The organism is Candidatus Nitrosotalea sp. FS (genome assembly GCF_011319475.1).
In the GTDB taxonomy this organism is placed as follows: Archaea; Thermoproteota; Nitrososphaeria; order Nitrososphaerales; family Nitrosopumilaceae; genus Nitrosotalea.
In genome coordinates, this window is sequence record NZ_RCMC01000251.1 from 22,717 (window position 1) to 23,397 (window position 681).

The 681-nt window shown below is 38.3% G+C and carries 1 pseudogene; it reads right to left on the reverse strand.

Annotation, left to right across the window (positions count from 1 at the left end):
- Positions 1 to 681, reverse strand: a pseudogene (locus tag DYY66_RS10030) (hypothetical protein); the annotation flags it as partial.

The following is a 681-nucleotide window of genomic DNA, read 5'->3' on the forward strand; positions in this document are numbered from 1 at the left end:
CAAATTGTGTACAAGAAACGGTGCAGTTATGGCAAAGATCAATGGAAAATAGGCAGGTGCTGGAAAAGCAGAAACTGTTTGTATTATGGGCAAAGATATGGTACTTACCTTTTTGTGATTTGCAAGATAGTATCCTAATACTACCGCAAAGACAAACGAGACTATCGTAACAACAATTACTCGTATATAGTCAACTCCCATTTGATACAAAAGATTTGGAGTCTGGGAAAGATATACGCCCCACTGGGAGTGAGGAACAGACAATATTACGTGAATTGAAGAGTATCCGATAAAAATAAGAAATATCCAAGCTATTGCAGTTCCAATATATTTTCCTGTTTTTTCAAAAGAGCGGCTTGTACGTACTTTTGCCATTGTTGTTTGTATGCTTTCTGTACCTGTCTTCATTTTAGTGGTATATTTTGCAAACTGGAATGCAGGACCTGCCTGAGTTCGCCATTTTCTGATGTGTGGTCTCCAGTAGCCTATGTGTCGCTTGATCTCAATTTGTGTATTAAGGCCATATTTTGCAATTACATGCTTGCTAAAATTTCCAAAAGCCAGAGTTATTACAATAACACCTATTGCAAGAATGCCAAGACACTCGTAGACACTAGTTAGATCACCTGTTGATGTGGCTTGTACTATCAAGGTTCCAATGCCAAAGACCTTGTATGCAGT